The following is a 17,324-nucleotide window of genomic DNA, read 5'->3' on the forward strand; positions in this document are numbered from 1 at the left end:
TGGGCAGCGGTCCTGGCGGGGCTTCACGGGGCCCGGCCGGCCTTGTGAGAACGCCTCACCGAGTTCTCCCGCAACACTCTTGACGCTCACGTAACAGCCGTGCAAACCTGCGGAATACGTTTTCCCAGCAGGCGGCCAACCCCCGTCTCCCGTGACAGGAGGTCACGCATGTTCGCGTCGAGGAGGCCCGCGTGAGCGCTCTCGGCGAGCTCCAGCGAATGCGCAGGGGCAGCGGCGGAACCCTCGGCGGCAGACGGGACAACAAGGCCGCGTTCGTCTTCCTCCTGCCCTGGTTCGCGGGCCTGCTGCTCATCACGGCGGGTCCGGTCGTGGCCTCGTTCGTGCTGGGCTTCACCGACTACAACCTGATCCAGCCGCCGGTCTTCAACGGCCTGGACAACTTCACCCGCATGCTCGGCGACGCCCGGCTCCACCACGCGCTCGGCGTGACGCTCGTCTACGTCGTCGTCTCGGTGCCGCTGCAACTGGCCGCCGCCCTGGGCCTGGCGCTGCTGCTCGACCGGGGGCTGCGCGGCCTGGCGTTCTACCGTTCGGCCTTCTACCTGCCGTCGCTGCTCGGCTCCAGCGTGGCCATCGCGGTGCTGTGGAAGCAGATCTTCGGCGCAGGCGGCCTGTTCAACCAGTTCCTCGCCCTGTTCGGGGTGGAGGGCCCGAGCTGGATCGCCGACCCGGACACGGCCCTGTCCACACTGATCGTGCTCAACGTGTGGACCTTCGGCGCCCCGATGGTGATCTTCCTGGCCGGACTGCGGCAGATCCCCGCCATGTACTACGAGGCCGCGGCCACGGACGGGGCCGGGAAGTGGACGCAGTTCAGGAAGATCACGATCCCGCTGCTGTCACCGATCGTCTTCTTCAACCTGGTCCTCCAGGTCATCCACGCGTTCCAGTCGTTCACCCAGGCGTTCGTCGTCTCGAACGGCACCGGCGGACCCTCGGACTCCACCCTCTTCTACACCCTCTACCTCTACCGGCGCGGATTCGCCAACTTCGACATGGGCTACGCCTCGGCCCTCGCCTGGCTCCTGCTGGTGATCATCGCCGGTTTCACCGCGGTCAACTTCTGGGCCGCCAAATTCTGGGTCGTCTACGATGACTAGCCTTCGCAAGGCGTTCAAGCACGCCGTCCTCATCCTGCTGGCACTGGTCATGCTCTATCCGGTGCTCTGGATGGTGGTCAGCTCGCTGCGCCCCGACAACGAGATCTTCCGCCGTCCCGGGCTGATCCTGGACAGCCTCCAGACGCACAACTACGGCGAGGGCTGGAACGCGCTGTCCTCCCCGTTCGGCCACTACCTGGTCAACTCGGCCATCCTGGTGCTGGCCTGCATCATCGGCAACCTGGTGTCGTGCTCGATGGCCGCGTACGCCTTCGCCAGGCTGGACTTCACCGGCAAGAAGCCGTGGTTCGCGATCATGCTGGGCACGATCATGCTGCCCATCCACGTGATCATCGTGCCGCAGTACATCCTGTTCTCCCAGCTCGACTGGATCAACACGTTCCTGCCGCTGGTGGTGCCGAAGTTTCTGGCCACGGACGCGTTCTTCGTCTTCCTCATGGTGCAGTTCATCCGCGGGCTGCCGCGGGAGCTGGACGAAGCGGCCAGGATCGACGGGTGCGGCCACGCCCGCATCTTCCTGCGCATCATCCTGCCCCTGATGCTCCCGGCCCTGGCCACCACGGTGATCTTCACCTTCATCTGGACCTGGAACGACTTCTTCAGCCAGCTCATCTACCTGACGGACCCGGAGATGTACACGGTGCCGGTGGCGCTGCGCTCGTTCGTGGACGCCACGGTGTCCACCTCGTGGGGATCCATGTTCGCCATGAGCGTGGTCTCCCTGCTGCCCGTTTTCCTCGCCTTCCTCGTCGGCCAGCGCTACCTCATCCGGGGCATCGCCACGACCGGCGGCAAGTGATCCCCCCGAAGGACTCAACATGCGAAGAATCGCCCTCGCGGTCGCGGCGGCTCTCATGCTCAGTGCCTGCGGCTCCGGTGGCGGCAGTGCCGACCAGGAGCTGTCCAAGGACCCGGTCACCCTCCGCTTCACCTGGTGGGGCGCGGACGAGCGGCACCAGCGCACCCAGAAGGTCATCGACCTCTTCCAGAAGAAATATCCGAACATCACCGTCAAGGGAGAGTTCAAGGACTGGAACGGATACTGGGAGAGCCTCGCGACCACCGTGGCCGCGAACGACGCGCCGGACATCATCCAGATGGACGAGCTCTACCTCTCCTCCTACGCCGAGCGCGGCGCCCTGCTCGACCTCGGCACCGCCACCAAATACCTCAAGACCGCCGACTTCGACAAGTCCGCCCTGGACACGGGCATGGTCAAGGGCAAGCTGTACGCGCTCCCCGTCGGCCTGGCCACGTACTCGATCGTGGCCAACACCGACCTGCTCGACCAGTACAAGATCAAACTGCCCGACGACGCGACCTGGACCTGGGACGACTTCAAGAAGATCGGCGACGAGGTCTCCAAGGCGGGCGGCGGCAAGGTCACCGGCGTGCAGTCGTTCGGCTTCGACGCCGGCAGCATGAACATCTGGGTCCGCCAGCACGGCGCCGTCCTGTTCGACGAGGCCGGCAAGGTCGTCGTCCCGGAGAACGTGCTGGCCGGTTACTGGACCTACATCAGGGACCTGGCCAAGTCCGGCGTCGCCCCGGCGCCGTCGGTGACGATCGAGCGGGCCAACGGCTCGCTCGACCAGTCCGGCACCGCCACCAACGCCTCGGCTCTCGCCACCTGGTGGAACACCCAGATCCCGTCCCTGGCGACGGCCAGCGGCGCCAAGCTGAAGCTGCTCAAGCTGCCCGGCGAGTCGCAGTCCTCCTCGCCCGGCGCCTACTTCAAGCCCTCGATGTACTGGTCGATCTCCGCGCGCAGCGAGCACCCGGCCGAGGCGGCGCTGTTGGTGGACTTCCTGGCCAACAGCAAGGAGACGGCCGACATCATGCTGACCGACCGCGGCGTCCCGGCCAACAGCAAGATCCGCACGGCCATCACCCCCAAGCTCGGCGAGTACGACAAGGCGGCCGCCGAATACCTCGACACCGTCAAGGTCGGCACGGCCCCCCGGGTGACCCCGAACGGCGCCAGCGACGTCGAGGCGATCATCAAGCGGCACACCGAAGAGGTGCTGTCCGACCGGGAGACCCCCGAGCAGGCGGCCAAGGCCTTCATCACCGAGCTGCAGGCCGAGATCGACGGCGCCTGACCCCCACACAGGAGAAGATCCAGATGTCCCAACGGAAATACCGGGCCGCGATCATCGGGACCGGCGCCATCGCCAACGCCCACGCCAAGGCGGTGCTCGGCTCCGGCCGGGCGAGCCTGGTGGCCGTGGCCGACGTGGACGCCGCCCGGGCGGGCGAGTTCGCCGCCAAGTACGACGTGCCGCACAGCCACGCGAGCGCGGAGGAGCTGCTGCGCGACCAGGAGGTGGATTTCGTCCACCTGTGCACGCCACCCCAGTTGCACGCCCCGCTGGCCCTGGCCTGCCTGGAGGCCGGGGTGACGGCGCTGGTGGAGAAGCCGCCCACGCTCTCGCTCGCCGAGTTCGACACCCTGGTCGAGGCCGAGCGCCGCTCGACCGCGCACGTCGCGACCGTCCTGCAGCACCGCTTCGGCGCCGGCGCGCTGCGTCTGCGCCGCCTGGCGGACAGCGGTGAGCTGGGCCGCCCGCTGCTGGCGACCTGCCTCACCCAGTGGTATCGCGACGCGGACTACTACGCGGTGCCGTGGCGCGGCACCTGGGAGTCCGAGGGCGGCGGGCCCACGATGGGGCACGGCATCCACCAGTTCGACCTGCTGTTCTCGGTGCTCGGCCCGTGGCGCGAGGTCACGGCCGTGGCCGCCCGCCAGGCCCGCGACGTGGACACCGAGGACGTGTCGATGGCGCTGGTGACGTTCGAGAGCGGCGCGGTGGCCACGATCGTGAACTCGGTCGTGTCGCCGCGGCAGACCTCCCAGCTCCGCTTCGACTACGAGCACGCCTCGGTCGAGGTCGAGCACCTGTACGGCTACACCGACGACGACTGGACCGTGACCCCGGCGCCGGGCCACGAGAAGGTGGCCTCCCTGTGGGCGCAGGACCACTCGGACGAGCCGAGCGGCCACGGCGGCTGGTTCGCCGCCGTGCTCGACGCGCTCGACCAGGGCCAGGCGCCCCCGGTGACCGCCTCCGACACCCGGCGCACGATGGAGTTCATCGCCGCCCTGTACGCCTCGTCCTTCACCGGCGAGCGCGTACGAAGCGGACAGATCACTGCCGACAGCCCGTTCGCCCGCAGCATGGAGGGCACGGGCGCCCCCTGGGAAAAAGTGAGGAACCCGTGACTCTGCAGGCCAACCACGCACTCGGCCGCTCGGTCGCCGTCACGGCGGGCGACGTCGAGCTGTTCACCTACGTCTACCGGCCGGACACGCCGGTGCTGGAGTCGCCCAAGCCGTACCTGCACCCCATCCGCACCCTCGGCGGCGCGCTCGTGTCGCTGTTCCGGCCGCACGACCACGTCTGGCACAAGGGCATCGCCTGGTCGCTGCCGCACGTCGGGGAGCACAACTTCTGGGGCGGGCCCACGTACGTACAGGGGGAGTACGTGCAGCTCGGCAACAACGGCAGCGCCACGCACCGCGAGATGACCACGCTGGAGGCCGGCGGCGGGCGGGTGGAGATCGGGCACACGCTCGGCTGGACCGCGCAGTCGGGCGACCCGGTGATCGAGGAGCGGCGGTCCCTGACCGCGCTGGTCGTGGACGACACGACCTGGGCCCTGCTGTTCGACACGGCCATGACGAACGTGTCGGGCGGCACGATCGACTTCGGCTCCCCGACCACGAAGGGCCGCGAGAACGCCGGGTACGGCGGCCTGTTCTGGCGCGGCCCCCGGTCGTTCACCAACGGCACCATCCAGTCGCCCGGCGGCGCGGGCGGTGACGAGCTGCGCGGCACGCGGGCCGAGTGGTTCGGCTTCCGCGGCCGGCACGACGAGACCGGCGAGCACTCGACGGTCGTCATGGTGGACGACGCCGCGAACCCGCAGCACCCGCCGCAGTGGTTCGCGCGCAGCGAGCAGTTCGCGTGCCTGTGCCCGGCGCCGTTCTTCAGCGAGGAGGTGCCGCTGCCGGACGGCCAGACCATGCGCTTCCGGTACGCGGTCCTGATCGCAGACGGCGACCGCGGCCCGGACGGTTGCGCCTCGCTGGCCAAGCAGGGCAGGGAGGCCCTGGCCGGAGCGGCGCGATCATGACGTTCCCCGGGGGCACGTCGGTCAGCCGGCTGTCGGTCTATTCGGGTATGGCCTGCGCCGACGGCCTGGAAGGCGGTACACCGCACCTGCACACGGCCTCCACCGAGGCGTACGTGGTGGTCGGCGGGCGCGGCGCGCTGCACACGCTCGATCTGAACGGCCCGCGCGTGACGGAGCTGAGCCCAGGCTCGACCGTGTGGTTCACGCCCGGCACCATCCACCGCGCGGTCAACCGCGGCGACCTGGAGGTCGTGGTCGTCATGCAGAACGCCGGGCTGCCCGAGGCGGGCGACGCGGTCATGACGTTCCCGCCGGAGATCGTGGCCGACCCGGCACGCTACCGGGAGGCCGCCACCCTGCCGGCCGCCGCTTCCGAGCAGGAGGTGGAGGAGGCCGTCTCGCGGCGGCGGGACCTGGCCGTCGAGGGATTCCTGCGGCTGGCGGACAGCGCCGCCAAAGGCGACCTCGACCCGCTCCGGCGCTTCCACACCAGCGCCGTCGCGCTGGTGAGGCCCAAGGTGGCGGACTGGCGGCAGATCTGGGAGGACACCGTCGCCCGGGAGACCCGCCACACCGCCACGATCCTGGAGGCCCTGGAACATGGCGACGGAGCCCACCTCAGCCGGTCGGCCCTGATGGAGAGCCCGCCCGACCACCGGTGGGGGATGTGCGGCCACCTGCGCGCGCACGACGTCGCCCACCCGATCGTGCACACCCCCGATCCGAGTTGACCGCTTCCCGGCGCGCCCGGCCCTCGGGCGCGCCGGTCCCCCAGCCCCGAGGAGCCCGGCGATGTCCTTCAACGCTGCCCGAATCCGGCCGAAAGTCCTCTATCTCCTGACAGCCACGACGATGGCCGCCGCACTCACCGTCCAGGCCCAGCCCGCGCAGGCCGACCGCGGCACGACCTACTACCTCGACGCCGCCGCCGGCGACGACGCGGCCTCCGGCCGGACCGCCGACCACCCCTGGAAGAGCCTGGACAAGGTGAACGGCACCACCTTCCAGCCCGGCGACCGCATCCTGCTGCGCGCCGGGCGGCAGTGGACCGGCCAGCTCTGGCCCAAGGGCTCCGGCCGGCAGGGCGCCCCCATCACCGTCGGCAGGTACGGCGCCGGCGAGCGCCCCCGCGTCGACGGCGCCGGCCAGGTCAACGACGCCGTCCGCCTGTTCAACCAGGAGTTCTGGACCATCCGCGACCTGGAGGTCACCAACGAGGTCCCGGCCACCGGCACCCCCGGCGAGAACCTGCGTGACCTGCGCGGCATCCACGTCTCCGGCGACAACAGCCAGACCCTCGACGGCTTCGTCGTGGACGGCGTGGCCGTGCACGACGTCACCGGCCAGGTCAACTGGATCGGCGGCAGCATCGCGGACAACGCGCCCGGAGTGCGCTTCCAGACCGGCTGGGACGGCTCGAAGAAGACCGGCGGCATCGTCTTCGACACCACCGTGCCCGACATCGGCGCGCCCCCGGAGCGGGCCACGGTCCTGAACGACGTGCTGATCCAGAACTCCACGGTCGGCAACACCTCGTTCGCGGGCATCGTGTTCAAGCAGTACACCGGCGACGGCAAGAACGACGCCGGCCAGACCATCGCCCAGCCCACCGGCTGGGGCACCCGCAAGAGCGCCGACGACCCCGCGTTCACCCCGCACACGAACATCGTCATCAGGAACAACCACATCACGCAGGCCGACACCGCCTACGGCTGCAACGGCCTCTACCTCACCAACGTCCGCGGCGCCCTCGTCGAGCGCAACGTCGTCCACCGCGCCGGCACCTCGGCCATGGAGTCGTACTTCTCCGACGACGTGACCTTCCAGTACAACGAGGTGTACGAGACGCAGAAGAAGGCCGGCGGCGCCGACTCCAACGGCATCGACCCGGACAAGGGCACCACCCGGCACATCGTCCAGTACAACTTCATCCACGGCAACGGCGACGGCGTCCTGCTGTGCCAGTTCGCCTTCGGCGACGCCGTGGTCAGGTACAACGTCATCGCGGGCAACAGCCGCTACCAGATCTACCTGCACTCCGACCGGGCCGCCAACGCCAAGATCTACAACAACACGATCTACAACGACGACAGCGACCACCTCATCTACGGCTACGGCAGCTACCTCCAGGCCCGCTACGAGATCACCAACAACGTCCTGTACTCCACGCGGGCGGCGGCCGGCCTGACGACCAGCCCCACCATCACCTACGACCACAACCTGTACGGCGGCGCGGACCTCGCGGTGCCGGCGGGCGACGCGGCCGCGGTGGTCGGTGACCCGCTGCTCGCCGACGCCCCGCTCGACGGCCCCTACGGCACGCCGGAAACCGGTCCCCAGCTGAAGACCGCCCATGGCCTGCGCGTCCGGCCGGGCTCGCCCGCGCTCGGCGCCGGCGTCGGCATCGATGGCAACGGCGGCCGCGACTACGCGGGTAAGCACCTTTACCAGGGCCGTCCCGACATCGGCGCCTTCGAAACCGGTGGCTCCTGACACAATGTCCGGCATGGATGACGGGTCTGGCATTCCCACGGCCCCGCCGACCCTGCACGACGTCGCCCGGGAGGCGGGCGTCTCCATCGCCACGGCGTCACGCGCGCTCAACGGCAGCACGCGCAACGTCCGATCGGAGAACGCCTCCCGGGTACGGGCGGCGGCGGCCAAGCTCAACTACGAGCCGCACCTGTCGGCGCAGGCCATCGCCAAGGGCTCGACCAGGACCGTCGCGCTGGTGGTGCGCGACGTGGCCGACCCCTACTTCTCCTGCATCGCCGCCGGGGTCACCCAGGCGGCGCAGGAGTCCCGGCTCATCGTCACCATGGCGGTGGCCGGCGGCTCGCCCGAGCGCGAGCTGGAGATCGTCAGGACGCTGCGCGGCCAGCGCCCCCGCGTCATCATCGTCGCCGGCAGCCGGGTGGACGACTCGGGCACCAGGGACGCCCTCGTCGAGGAGCTGGCGGAATACCATACGGCGGGCGGCCGGGTCGTCCTGATCAGCCAGCGGGACCTGCCCTTCGGCACCGTCACGATCGACAACCACGGCGGCGCCGAGCGGCTGGCGCGGGCGCTGCTCGGGGCGGGCTACCGGCGCTTCGCGGTCTTCCACGCGCAGGCCGGGATCCGCACGTCCCGTGACCGGTACGACGGGTTCCTGGCCGGGCTGCGCGGCTCCGGCGTGCCCGCGCCGCTCGCGATCGAGACCGGCTTCACCCGGGCGGGCGGCTACGAGGCCGCGCGCCGGCTGGTGGAGCGGGGGTTCGAGGACGTGGAGGCGGTGTTCGCGGTCAACGACGTGATGGCGATCGGCGCCATGACGGCCTTCCGTGACGCCGGGGTCGTCCCCGGCAGGGACATCGGCGTGGCAGGCTTCGACGACATCGACCCGGCGGTGGACGTCGTCCCGGCCCTCACGTCGGTGACCGTGCCGCTGCGGGAAGCGGGCCTGACCGCGATGCGGCTGGCGCTGTCAGGCGAGGAAACGCCCTGCCACGACCTCCCGACCAGCGTCGTCCTACGCGAAAGCACCCCCGCCCGCCCCCCACTCTGAGCCCCCTGGGGGTCGTGATGCCCGCAGCGCGCCCGCTCTCTCGGGGCGCCTGCCTCGGGAAAAGCAGGTGATGCCGTCTGAGAAGGCCCTGTGTGCGCAGTTCGGGGTCGCACGCGACACGATGCGGCGAGCACTGGCCGTGCTGGAGAATGAAGGACTGATCCGCACCATCCCTTCGAAGGGGCGGCTGGTTCTTGGCGGCCAGGAACCGGAAAGAGAACAGTACCCGTACCAAGAAGTCGCGAGGGATCTGCGCGAGCAGATCGGGCGCGGAGATCTGGAACCCGGCTGTGCACTCCCCAGCGAGTCGCGGCTTCAGGGCCGTGCCCTGTTCGGCTTCCGGGATGGGCCAGATGTGACCGCGCTGTTCGACGAAGGTGAAGAGCTTGACTGACGAGGTGACGGCTGGAGTATTCCTCGGAGATCGACGAGTGGGCACTTTGCGCTACCGCGAAGGCAACACCTGGTTCGACTACGACGACAGGGCTCCTGTGCATCCTGTCCTCGGGCAGGCGTTCGAGGCCAATCCGGACAAGCGCAGGTCGGCCAGCGGCTCCGTGCCCGAGTGGTTCGCCAACCTTCTGCCGGAGCAGGGCAGCGGCCTTCGCAATCTGGTCGGACGCGAACTCGGGCGATCCAACCCGCACGACTTCCAGGTCCTCATGTTCCTGGGGGAGGACCTCCCCGGAAACGTTGCGCCACGTGCCCGACCAGAACTGCCCGGCGCTGCGCTCGAACATCCGCGAGTAGTCGCCGTACGTCCCCAGGCCGGCCGCGCCGGCCGGCTGGGCGAGGCCGACGACGACCAGCACGGCGACCAGCGCCGCCAACGTCTTCCTGTATCCGGAAAGCATTCGCCCCGACGGTAGCGCCGCGCGTGCACGAAGTCCGACAGTTCGGCAAAAGACTGACGGTCACTCGGGGCGGGGCCGGACATTTCTACATTGCTTGAAGCGAGCCCTCTCATCGCAGGGTGCGGCCTAGTGTGTCGGCGGATACGTACGTGCGGATCTCGCAGGATGTGAATCGGTGGCCATGCGGTGGCAGGGCGTGGCGGGGCGGCGGGCGGCGGGAGTCGTCGCCGGCGTTCTCGTGGCGGTGCTGGTGGGAGTCGGCCTGTTCCTGGGCACCGGCGTCTCCAGCGCCCGCCCCGAGCTCTCCGACGTGGGCGCCTGGCTGGCCAGCGCGCTCAACGGCGAGGTGGTGCACGCCAACGGCCTGTCCGGGCAGGTGGACGCCCGGGTGGACCTCGCCGGCGGCAAGCAGGGGCAGCCGCTCAAGGTGGTGCAGGACGGCAACAACGTGCTCGTCGTGGACGAGTCGACCGGCCAGGTCAGCCGGGTCGACCCGGCCCAGCTCGACGTCGCCCAGACCGGTACGATCGGCGCCGGCGGCATGCAGATCGTGATGGGGGCCGGCAAGGCGTACGGGGTCGATCCCCGGACCGGCACCGTACAGCAGCTCGACCCGCTGACCGTGGCCGCCGTCGGAGCCCCGATCACCCTGAAGGGCCCGCTCGGCCGGCCGGGCATCGACGCGAACGGCACCCTCTGGGTGCCGGTGCCGGAAGAGGGCACCCTCGCGCAGGTCAGCGGCACCCGGCAGGGCAGGGCCGTGACCGTCGGCGAGCCCGGCGACCCGCTCACCCTGACGATCGCGAACGGCGTGCCGCTCGTCACCAACTCCGCCGCCGCCTCCGCCATCCTGATCAGCTCGGCCGGCGCCATGCTCCAGGTGAGCCTGCCCAGCACGGTCACGAACGCGGGCCGGGCCGGCGTGCTGGTCCCGGCGGTGGCCGAGAGCCGGGTCGTGCCGATCCTGGCGCCCAAGCAGGGCGCGCTCGTCCTGGTGGACACCGCCAGCGGCGCCCTGACCACGGTCTCGGTGAAGGGCGGCAAGCTGGGCGCGCCGCAGGCCCTCGGGCGGCGCGTCTACATCGCCGACGAGAGCACGGGCCGGTTGATCGTGTACGACACCGTGGCCAGGCAGTTCGAGACCGAGAAGGTCGTGACCGGCAGGCCGGGGCCGCTGGAGGTGTTCGTCAAGGACGGGCTGCTCTGGGTGAACGACCAGTTCAGCGAGATCGCGCTGGTCATCGAGCAGGACGGCAGGGGGCGCCGGGTCGGCAAGTACGACGAGGCGCTCGACCAGAAGGACACGCCCACACCGCTGCCGATCCCGACCGGCGTACCGACGGCGGTGCGGCCGACCGCCGTACCCACCAAGGCAACCACCGGCACCGCCAGGCCGACGAGGACGGTGACCGCCGTGCCGACCGTGACCGTGACGGCCTCCCCGACCCCCACCCCGACCCCCACCCGGACGCCCGACCCGCCCGGCACCGTCACGGCCAACTCGGGGCCCGGCTGGATGGAGATCGTCTTCACGCCTTCCGCCCAGGGCCCCGTGACGGGCTACTCGCTGAAGGGCGCCCCCGGCGGCGCGGACGTCACGCCGTCCCGCGTCCGGCCCGACGGCCCCTTCCAGTTCCGGGTCGACGGCGGCTCGTGCGACCAGGAGTACACGTTCAGGGTCGCCGCGGAATACGACGGCGGCGAGTCCCTCTCCGCCCCGTCCATCCCGGTACGCCCCTGCGTCGCCCCCGGCATGCCCGCCGGCTTCACCGCCAAGGGCAGGAACCACGGCGCCGACCTGACCTGGTCAGCCCCGGAGAACGCCAGGGACGGCGGCGTCACCTACACCCTGGAAGGGCCGGGCCGGCACCCGGCCGCCCCCGAGGGCACCACCGCCGAGGTCACCGGGCTCAAGAACGGCCAGTCCTACACCTGGACCCTGCGGGCCAAGAACGCCGCCGGCGAGAGCCAGGAGCACGCCGAGGCGACCGCTGACCTGCGACCGCCGACCGCGCAGTTCCAGAACGCCCACAACGACAACCGGGACACGCTGATCCGCTCGGCGCCCGGCGGCGGGGAGTCGGGCCGGATCCCGCAGCACGAGTACATCGGCCTGACCGTGCTCTGCCAGCAGAAGGGCCCGGTCTACACCGACACCGACACGGGCATGAGCAGCGACGTCTGGAACAAGGTGGAGTCCGGCCGCGGCAACGGCTGGCTCAACGACGTGCTCATGGCCACGCCGAAGGGGGGCTTCCCGGCGGCCCCGCTCTGGGAGTGCGAATGATCACCAGAGCGGGGTGGGGGCTGGTGGCCGCCTCGGCGCTGATGTACGCGGTGGGCGCGCCGCTCGGCTACACCCAGGCGGCGGTTCTGGCGGTGGCCGGGCTCGCGGCCGTCGCCGCCGGCGCGGTGTGGACGCTCCGAGGGGCCGCGATCGACGTGCGGCGCGAGGTGACGCCGGGGAAGGTGGCCCGGGGCGAACCGGCGGTCGCGCTCCTGCACGTACGCAACACCGGCCGGCGCCGCCACCCGGGGCTGACGGCCCGCGACACCGTGCGGGGGACCTCCGTCGCGGTCGAGGTGCCGCCGCTGCCGCGCGGCTCGGGGCGTACGGTGTCCTACCGGCTGCCCACCCGCAGGCGCGGCGCGACCCCGGTGGGGCCGCTGCTGCTCGACCGCGCCGACCCCTTCGGGCTGGCGCGGCGCTCGATCGCGCACGGGCGGGCCGACATGCTGCTGGTACGGCCGCGCACCGTGGCGCTGCCGCCGCCGCGCGCCGGGCGGCAGCGCCACCTGGACGGGCTGGCCTCCAGGTCAGCGCCCGATGGCGCGGCCGGCTTCGACGGGCTGCGCGACTACGTGATCGGCGACGACCTGCGGCACGTCCACTGGCGCTCCACGGCCCGTACTGGCGTGCTCATGGTCAAGGAGCTGACCGACGTCAACCTGCCGGCCACCGTCGCCGTCCTGGACACCCGGCCCGGCTCGTACGAGGGGGACGACGAGTTCGAGCTGGCGGTGGACGTGGCGGCCTCGGTGGCCTGCGCGGTGACGCGCGAGCGCTTTCCGCTGCGGCTGCTCACCGGGACGGGGGAACTGCTGCACGCCAAGGGCGGGCCGGGGGAGTCGGAGCTGGTGCTGGACCGGCTGGCCGTGGTGGAGCGCGAGGCCACGGCCGAACCCCCGCTCACCACCCTCCGCCGGGCCCGCTCGGGCGGGGCGCTGGTGCTGGTCAGCGGCACCTTCACGGCCCTGACGGCGGCGGCCGCGGCGCGCCGGCGCTTCGACCAGGTGGTGTTCGTCCACGTGGGGAACCCGGGGGCGGGCGAGCTGCCGACCGGGACCGGCGTAACCGTCATCCAGGCGAGCGACCTCACCGAGCTGGCGGCGGCGTGGCCACGGTAGACGCTCGGGGAGCCGGCGGCGTGGCTGCGCAGGGGGGGGTGGGGAGCCAGGGGCTTCGCAGGCGGCGACTTTGCACCTCCGGTGGCTCGCCGGAGAGGTGCCGGTTTTGCGGGTGCGGTGGTGTGCCGGCGCGCCGGGACGGTGCGGTGAGCGTGACGTATCAGCCGGTCGGGGAGGCGGGGTCGCGGGGTGAGGCCCCGATGGGCGGCGGAGGTGGGGCGGTGGCGCGCGGGGTGGGGGCGGTCGTGGTCGTGGCGGTGCTCGCCGCCACGGCCGGGCTGGCGTTCGACGGGGTGTTCCCGCTGGGCGCGCTGCTCCCCGTGGTGGGCGTGGCGGCCGCCGGGCCGTGCCTGCTGTCGCTGCTGCTCACCAGGCGGTTGGCGCTCTGGGGGGTGATCCCGGTCGGAGTGCTGGGGTGGCTGGTGGCGGCGTCGGCGACGATCTTCAGGGCGGAGGCCGTTCTCGGGTTCGTGCCGACGCCGGCGAGCGTGGGTGCCGCGCTGGCCGGCGTGCGCGACGCGGGCGGCCGGCTCCTGACCACCATCCTGCCCGTGGCCCCCGACAGCAAGACGATCGTGCTGGCCGGCTTGCTGGTGTGGGCCGCCACGACGGCCGGCTGCGAGATCGCGCTGAGGTCCAGGGCCGTGCTGCTGCCCGCGCTGCCCCCGCTGCTGGTCCTGGCCGTCGCCGTGGTGCTGGGCGTCTCCGGTGCGGGGTCGGCGGTGCCGTACGCGGCGGTGTTCGCGGCGGGCGTGCTGGTGCTCGCGCTGGTCCGGGCGGCCACGTCGGTGCGGGCGGCCGCGGTGGGCGTACCGTTGCTGGCCTGCCTGGTGCCGGCCGCCGTCCTCGTGGCGCCCGCGCTTCCCAGGGCGGAGCGCCCGTACGACGTGCGCCGGCTCGTCGAGCAGCCGCCGCCGCGGCCGATCAGCGGCGTGAGCGCGCTCGACCAGGTGTCGGGGTGGTTGCAGAACCCCCAGCGGGAGCTGTTCATGGTCAGTACGGCCTCGGAGACGAACCTCCGGCTGGCCGTCCTGGACACCTTCGACGGCGTCACCTGGACCTCGACCGCCGGATTCGTCCCCACCGGCGGCCGCGTGCCGGGGCAGGAAGGCGGGCGCGACAGTGTCGTGCAGCGCTTCACCCTGCAGAAGCTGCCCGGGCCCTGGCTCCCCGCCGCCGACCGCCCGCTGCGGGCCGTCGGGCCGGGCATGGTGGTCGATCCCGCGACGGGCACGCTGGCCACCACTCAGGCTCGCGAGGGCATGACGTACGAGGTGACCTCGGGCCTCCGCCAGTATCCCGCCGAGGAGCTACGCGAGGCGACCCCCGCCGCCGACCCCGCCGCGTTGCGACTGCCCAACGGGCCCGACGGGCGCACACCCCCGCAGCGCGCCCGGCTGCGGACCATCGCCAGGAAGGCTACGGCCGGGGCGCACAGCCCGACGCAGCAGGCGGTCCGGCTGGCGTCGTACCTGCGCAAACTCGCCGTGAACGACGTCAACGCGCCACCAGGGCACGGCTACCGCAACATCGAGTTCTTCCTGACGGAGTCCCGCAGGGGGACGACGGAGCAGTTCGCGGCGTCGTTCGCGCTGCTGGCCCGCTCGCTCGGGCTACCGACCAGAGTCGTCGTGGGCTTCCGACCAGGCACTACAACGGATGCCGCTGCGGGCGGCGGGGTGCGGCAGGTGCGGGCGGGGGATGTGCTGGCCTGGGCCGAGGTCGAGTTCCGGGGGATCGGGTGGGTGCCGTTCTACCCGACGCCCTCGCGTACCCGCTCCGGCGGGGGCGGTGACGTGGCGGAGGGCGAGCCGAAGCAGGCCCGGGAGATCGAGCAGGCGATCAACAGCGACACCTCCAAGCCCGAGCCGACCCCGAGCCCTTCCAACCGGCCCACGCCCGCCGCCAAGCCCCGCCCCGCCGCCGCGACAGACTCGCTCGCCTGGCTGCTCGTGCCCGCCGGCGCGCTGCTCGCCTACCTGGTCGCGATGATCGTCGTGCCGCCCCTGCGCCGGTCACGCCGCCGCCGCGCCGCCACGCCCGCCGCCCGGGTGGCCGGCGCGTGGCGGCAGACCGTGACCAGGCTGCGGGCGGCCGGCGTCCCGGTCACGGCGGGGGCCCTCACGGCGCACGAGGTGGCCGCGCTGGCGGAGTCCGTGCTGGGACGTCCCGCCCGGGAGCCGCTGACGGCGCTCGCCGACCTGGCCAACCTCGCGACGTTCGGCGACGCCCCCGTCGACCAGGCCGACGCCGAGCTCGCCTGGCGCCACCACGACAGCGTCGACTCGCTGGTGCGCAAGCGCATCGGGCTACCGACCAGACTCGCCCACCGCCTGTCACCGAGCTCCCTGCTCGCCTGATTGGCGTCGGTGAGCCGAGCATCGCGAAGCGCGGTCGATCACACGCTCACAGCGCAGCTTCTCTTGCTGCCTTGCCCCCGTGGCCAGTGGAAGTGACGTGAGCCGCTGCTCGATGTGAGCGACGACGAAGGCGGGGAGGTGCCGGTGACGGGGATCAGGAGGGAGGGGTCGCCGGGGGAAGCACGATCGGGGGTTGGAGCTTGTCCTGCCCGGCGCCGGGGGTCGTCTCGGTGGCGCCTCGGATGCACAGTGCCGACGACCATGCCACGGACGAGGGCTGGCCGACGGCGATCACCGTGCCGACCTTGAAGCAGTATCCGGTGGCCGGGTTCAGACCGCCGACGGTATAGGAGGTGCCGCTCGTCGCCGACGTCAGCTTCTGGCCCGGGGCCTGCTGGATCACCGTCGGGTAGCTGCTCTTGCGCGCCGTCTTCCACGCCAGCGTCACAGAGGTGCCACCGTCGGAGACCACCTTGAGGCCCTTGGGCCGGTACGCGGCGACGGCCGCGGGATCGACGGCCTGCCGGTGGGCGGGCGGGGAGGTCGCGGGCGTGGTCGGCACCCGCGATGGTTCCTGCCTGTCCGTCGCCTGGGGTGTGGCGGGTGCCGGGCCTGCGGTCGGGAGGGCGTTCCCGGTCGGGGCGGTGCCTTCGGTTGCGGCGGCTGGCTGGGCGTCCAGCCGGCCGCTGGTCACGGCCAGCGCCACGCCGCCCACCCCGATCAGCGCCGCCAGCGCCGAGGCTCCGACGACCAGCAGCGGGATGTTCCTGCCACGCGCCGGCTCGGCGACGGACGCCCGCGACGGCAGCGTCCGAAGGGTGAATGGGGTGGAAGGGGGCCAGGGGGTGGGTGGCCGAGTCGCCTCGGGGATCGACAGTGGGGGCGCAGTTGTCTGGCTTGCGTTCGTGGCAAGCGCCTTGGTCGTCGCGGTGGTGTGCGGGGCGGAGGTGAGGGAGCGTGGGGTAGGGGCCGCCACGGTGGCCAGGTCGGTGGCTGTGGGTCGGGTGGCAGGGTCTTTGGACATTGTCCTGGCCAGGAGGGTCGCCAGGTCCGGGGGCACGGTGGGCGGGAGCGGTCGTGGGATCTCCGTCAGCACGTCGTGGACGAACTTGGTCGTACCTGCCGGCCCGTCCGGCTCGAACGCGGGCCGCCCGGCGAGCAGCTCGTACAGCATCGACCCGAGGGCGTACACGTCCGAGGCCGGGACCGGCGGGCGGCCCCGCAGGTCCTCGGGAGCGGCGTGCACCGAGGGGAGCGTTCCGCCGGGCAGTTCCGCGAGAGACATGAGGGCGGACATGGCGAAGCCCGTGAGCGCGACCCCGCCCGGGGGCGTGATCACGTTCTCGGGCTTGACGCGGCCGTGCACGCCGCCCAGCGCGTGCGTGGCCGCGACCGCCGCCGCCACCGCGCGCAGCAGGCCCACCGCCTCGTCAGCGGGCATCGGCAGGCCGCGGCCGGGGCGTTCGGCGAGCGTGGGACCCCCGTGCGGCGGCGTCACCAGGTACGGCCGCCCGTCCCCCGTGGCCCCCACCTCCAGGAGCGGGATCACGGCGGGGTGGGCGGCCAGCGGCTCGGGGAAGTCGAAGCCACGTACGATCCGCTTCAGCGCCCGGCGGTCCACCCGATGGCAGGCGAGCGTCTTGACCAACACCTCGGCGCCGGTGGACGCCGACCGGGCGAGGTAGACGGTCCACGGCCCGTCCTGGCCGGCCCGCTCCAGGAGCCGGTAGCCACGGACCCGCTCGGTGATCATCGTCATGCGGCCACGGATGGGCCGCCCGGGTCGTCGGTCTCGAAAGCGGCATGCTCCGCCGACCGGAAACCGCGCGACATGGGGATTCCCTGGTCGGCCTGAGGTGTTTTCATCCTTGCTCCG

At 71.9% G+C, this 17,324-nt stretch carries 14 protein-coding genes; 13 read left to right on the plus strand and 1 reads right to left on the minus strand.

The genetic code is table 11. From position 1 onward, the window contains the following. Positions 1–218: 218 nt before the first annotated feature. The 13 genes from ABGB18_RS07210 to ABGB18_RS07270 all read left to right on the plus strand — a co-directional run bounded on the left by ABGB18_RS07210 (position 219) and on the right by ABGB18_RS07270 (position 15,448). Positions 219–1,121 carry a sugar ABC transporter permease gene (locus ABGB18_RS07210; RefSeq protein ID WP_347694885.1) on the plus strand — a complete coding sequence of 301 codons (903 nt, stop codon included), beginning with the start codon at positions 219–221 and terminating at the stop codon, positions 1,119–1,121. Further along, complete coding sequence (locus ABGB18_RS07215; protein ID WP_347694572.1) at positions 1,114–1,941, plus strand: carbohydrate ABC transporter permease; 828 nt, start codon at positions 1,114–1,116, stop codon at positions 1,939–1,941. Before ABGB18_RS07210 ends, ABGB18_RS07215 begins: the two co-directional genes overlap by 8 nt. A 19-nt stretch (positions 1,942–1,960) precedes the next feature. After that, positions 1,961–3,244 (plus strand): sugar ABC transporter substrate-binding protein, encoded by a 1,284-nt coding sequence (locus ABGB18_RS07220; protein WP_347694573.1) that lies wholly within the window; start codon positions 1,961–1,963, stop codon positions 3,242–3,244. A gap of 23 nt (positions 3,245–3,267) precedes the next feature. Continuing rightward, positions 3,268–4,365, plus strand: a complete 1,098-nt coding sequence (locus ABGB18_RS07225; RefSeq protein WP_347694574.1) for a Gfo/Idh/MocA family oxidoreductase — start codon at positions 3,268–3,270, stop codon at positions 4,363–4,365. Next, the gene (locus tag ABGB18_RS07230) at positions 4,362–5,279 is read left to right on the plus strand and encodes a PmoA family protein (protein WP_347694575.1); all 918 of its coding nucleotides are present in this window, start codon (positions 4,362–4,364) and stop codon (positions 5,277–5,279) included. Before ABGB18_RS07225 ends, ABGB18_RS07230 begins: the two co-directional genes overlap by 4 nt. After that, a complete protein-coding gene (locus ABGB18_RS07235) occupies positions 5,276–6,010 on the plus strand; it encodes a cupin domain-containing protein (RefSeq protein ID WP_347694576.1) in 735 nt (244 codons plus the stop codon). The genes ABGB18_RS07230 and ABGB18_RS07235 overlap by 4 nt, the downstream gene beginning before the upstream one ends. Before the next feature lie 61 nt (positions 6,011–6,071). Further along, positions 6,072–7,772, plus strand: coding sequence for a right-handed parallel beta-helix repeat-containing protein (locus ABGB18_RS07240; RefSeq protein WP_347694577.1), 1,701 nt, complete (start codon positions 6,072–6,074; stop codon positions 7,770–7,772). A 13-nt stretch (positions 7,773–7,785) separates the two neighbouring features. Continuing rightward, entirely contained in the window at positions 7,786–8,826 is a 1,041-nt protein-coding gene (locus tag ABGB18_RS07245; protein WP_347694578.1) for a LacI family DNA-binding transcriptional regulator, read from the plus strand. 70 nt (positions 8,827–8,896) lie between these two features. After that, a complete protein-coding gene (locus tag ABGB18_RS07250; RefSeq protein ID WP_347694579.1) occupies positions 8,897–9,220 on the plus strand; it encodes a GntR family transcriptional regulator in 324 nt (107 codons plus the stop codon). Then, positions 9,213–9,695, plus strand: coding sequence for a HipA N-terminal domain-containing protein (locus tag ABGB18_RS07255; RefSeq protein ID WP_347694580.1), 483 nt, complete (start codon positions 9,213–9,215; stop codon positions 9,693–9,695). Before ABGB18_RS07250 ends, ABGB18_RS07255 begins: the two co-directional genes overlap by 8 nt. Positions 9,696–9,855: 160 nt before the next feature. Next, positions 9,856–11,967 carry a fibronectin type III domain-containing protein gene (locus tag ABGB18_RS07260; protein WP_347694581.1) on the plus strand — a complete coding sequence of 704 codons (2,112 nt, stop codon included), beginning with the start codon at positions 9,856–9,858 and terminating at the stop codon, positions 11,965–11,967. Beyond that, complete coding sequence (locus ABGB18_RS07265) at positions 11,964–13,088, plus strand: DUF58 domain-containing protein (protein WP_347694582.1); 1,125 nt, start codon at positions 11,964–11,966, stop codon at positions 13,086–13,088. The genes ABGB18_RS07260 and ABGB18_RS07265 overlap by 4 nt, the downstream gene beginning before the upstream one ends. Before the next feature lie 152 nt (positions 13,089–13,240). Beyond that, entirely contained in the window at positions 13,241–15,448 is a 2,208-nt protein-coding gene (locus tag ABGB18_RS07270; protein ID WP_347694583.1) for a DUF3488 and transglutaminase-like domain-containing protein, read from the plus strand. A 154-nt stretch (positions 15,449–15,602) separates the two neighbouring features. Here the strand turns inward: ABGB18_RS07270 and ABGB18_RS07275 are convergent, their stop codons facing one another. Continuing rightward, the gene (locus ABGB18_RS07275) at positions 15,603–17,207 is read right to left on the minus strand and encodes a protein kinase (protein ID WP_347694584.1); all 1,605 of its coding nucleotides are present in this window, start codon (positions 17,205–17,207) and stop codon (positions 15,603–15,605) included. Between the last annotated feature and the right edge of the window lie 117 nt (positions 17,208–17,324).

This window comes from Nonomuraea sp. B12E4, from assembly GCF_039871825.1.
Classification (GTDB): domain Bacteria; phylum Actinomycetota; class Actinomycetes; order Streptosporangiales; family Streptosporangiaceae; genus Nonomuraea.